The sequence below is a fragment of the Prevotella sp. kh1p2 genome (assembly GCF_900111525.1).
Taxonomy (GTDB): Bacteria; Bacteroidota; Bacteroidia; order Bacteroidales; family Bacteroidaceae; genus Prevotella.
Window position 1 is genome coordinate 1 of the sequence record NZ_FOHY01000040.1, and the last position, 2,653, is coordinate 2,653.

At 54.7% G+C, this 2,653-nt stretch carries 2 protein-coding genes; both read right to left on the minus strand.

Annotated elements, in window-relative coordinates; all coding sequences use genetic code 11:
* Nucleotides 1-116: 116 nt before the first annotated feature.
* The gene (gene istB, locus BMW31_RS13215) at nucleotides 117-896 is read right to left on the minus strand and encodes an IS21-like element helper ATPase IstB (protein WP_091826757.1); all 780 of its coding nucleotides are present in this window, start codon (nucleotides 894-896) and stop codon (nucleotides 117-119) included.
* Nucleotides 877-2,472, minus strand: a complete 1,596-nt coding sequence (gene istA / locus BMW31_RS13220) for an IS21 family transposase (RefSeq protein WP_091826759.1) — start codon at nucleotides 2,470-2,472, stop codon at nucleotides 877-879. Before istA ends, istB begins: the two co-directional genes overlap by 20 nt.
* Nucleotides 2,473-2,653 lie beyond the last annotated feature (181 nt).

The following is a 2,653-nucleotide window of genomic DNA, read 5'->3' on the forward strand; positions in this document are numbered from 1 at the left end:
TGGAAAAGCCGAGCGCGTTTGACCCCCGAGGGCAAAGCGACGTTGCCCCCTGAAAACTTTTTTATTTTGCCCCCTCTAAAGTCCTGACTGGCGGGGTCATTTTTATTTTGCCCTGTTTACTTCTTAGCCTTCATCTTGCGGATGCTTTCGCCGAAGAGTTCGATGCGGTGTGATGAGTGTACGATCCTGTCAAGCACGGCATCGGCGACAGCCTGGTCACCGATGGCATCATACCAGTTTTCCACAGGGAGTTGAGAGGCCATGACGATTGACTTCCTGTCATGGCGGTCTTCGATGATTTCCAAAAGGATGGGGCGCTCCTTGGCGTCCAGCGGTACGAGGAAGGCATCGTCGAGGATGAGCAGCTGACACCGTTCTATCTTCTTCAACTCCGTCTCTATGGTGTTCTTGGCCTTTGCGACCTTCAGAGAGCTGAGCAGCTTTGAGGTGTTTGAATATAGCGTCCTGATGCCGTTCTTGCAGGCATGATAGCCTATGGCCGTGGCAAGGAAGCTCTTGCCTGTGCCGGCAGATCCCGTGATGAAGAGATTCTGCCCCTGCCGCACGAAGTCAAGCGAGAGCAGCCTTTCCATCTGGTTCTGGTTAAGCCCGCGGCTGATACTGTAGTCAATCTCCTCGGGATAGGCATTGTAGCGGAAGGAGGCTCCGCGTATGAGCCTGTCTATGGCTGCCGAGGAGCGGTAGTCCCACTCCCTTGCCATCAGCCAGGAGATGAAGCCGTCGGGTGTCATGGCCTCGGCATAGGTGGACGTGAGGCTTTCCTCAAAGGCGTTGGCCATTCCCGTAAGCCTCATTCTGCGCATCAGGTCGAGCGTGACCTGGTTCTGGTCTTTCTCCTGCACGATTGGTGCAGTCTTACTGTTTGTTGTCTCCATTGTCATCTTCTTTTTCGTTACCTGATAAGTTTGAGTAGTATTCCCTGCCGCGTATATTCTTGTGAATCTGCGGCTTGTAATTGAGGAAAGCGTCAGGGGTGTCATCGTCCGACGGCATGAAGTTCACGTCGTCGCCACGCTTGAGGATCTCCAGCACCTCGTTGTAGCCGTACTGCCGTCCCTCGGAGGCACAGGCACATGCCGCTACGAGGCGGGCAAGGCCGTACTTTTTCTCCAGCGATATGATGCCCTTACACGTACGGAAGGCCAGCGGCAGATACTTCTTCTGCGCTGCGACTTCCCTGAGGTAGTTAAGCAGGATGTTGTCTATGGCTCGGGCACGTTCGTAGATCTCGCCGAGGTCCTTCTCATAGGAGCCGTGACGGCCGGGCAGTTTGTGCGCCTCTTTCTGTGTGTAGCCGTATGGCGTGTCGTTACGCATGTGGGAGGTCACAAGCTTCAGCCCGTGGTATATCTGCAGGCTGTCCGCATCATATACGATGTCCACACGCTTGCCTATGTATTCCTTGGGCACGCTGTAGTGGTGCTTGTTCAGCATCACGTGGCTGTTCTTCATGACCGTAACGGTCTTCCGTGCCTTCATCTGGAAACGGACTGCGGGAAGCGGCTGGAGATATTCCTTCTCCACCTCCTCGAAAAGCTCACGGCGTGACTCTTTCCTTCCGCTCATCCTGCGGTCATTGAAAGCACCCAGCGAATTGCGTATGGCGGCATTCAGGGACGCGAGGTCATGGAACACCAGCCCCTCGATGTCGGCATAGACAGAGCGGTACATCAGCTTTACCGCATTCTCCACAAGTGCCTTGTCCTTCGGATGGCGTGCTCTGGCCGGGAATACTGCCATGTCGTAGAACTCGGCCATTGCCGCAAAGTCCTCATTGATGACAGGCTCGTTACGGTCGCTTCGCGTGACAGCAGCCTTCAGGTTGTCCGGCACGACGGCCATCGGCGCACCGCCGAAGAAGTGAAGGGCATTCTCGCAGGCCACGATGAGGTCCTCTTTCTTCTGTGACCAAACAGCCTCGCAGTAGGTGTAGTGGCTGCACGGGAGGATGGCAACGAACACCTCCACGCAGCGCACCTCGCCAGTCTCAGCATCCACGACCTCCAGCTTGTCACCCGCGTAGTCTATGTACATCTGGTCTCCGGCAAGATGGTCAACATGGCCGACAACCCGCACATGGTACTTCTGCCGGCGGACGGCACGCTTGAAGGTAGAGTACTTATAGCCGTCAGGATGCTCCCTGAGGTATTCCTCGTGGAGCGACTTGACAGTCACGCCCTTGCGGCTGAGCCGCTTCACGTAGTCGGGAATCAGAGCCTCCAGCTCATCCATGCGCGCAGATGGCTTACGGCTGCGATTCTGGTTGTCGAGGAACATCTCCTGGAGCTTTTCCTCAGACATGGTCATCAGCAGGTCAAGCGTCAGACCGCTCTCCTGATACCTGCGCACATACTTGCGCACAGTGTTACGCGAGAGATGAAAAGCACTAGAGATGCTTTTTATACTCATTCCAATGGCGTAACATCGCAATAAATTTCTTAACTTTGTCATTGAATTCTGTAGTTTAACGTTTATCCGCCAGTCAGGACGGCAACACAAAACTACAAAAAAGCCCCTGAATGGCAATCGCATTCAGGGGTCAATTTTATTTTGCCGCAGAGGGTCATTCTTATTTTGCCCGTAAGGGTCAACGTCGCTTGCCCTCGGGGGTCAAACGCGCTCGGCTTTTCCA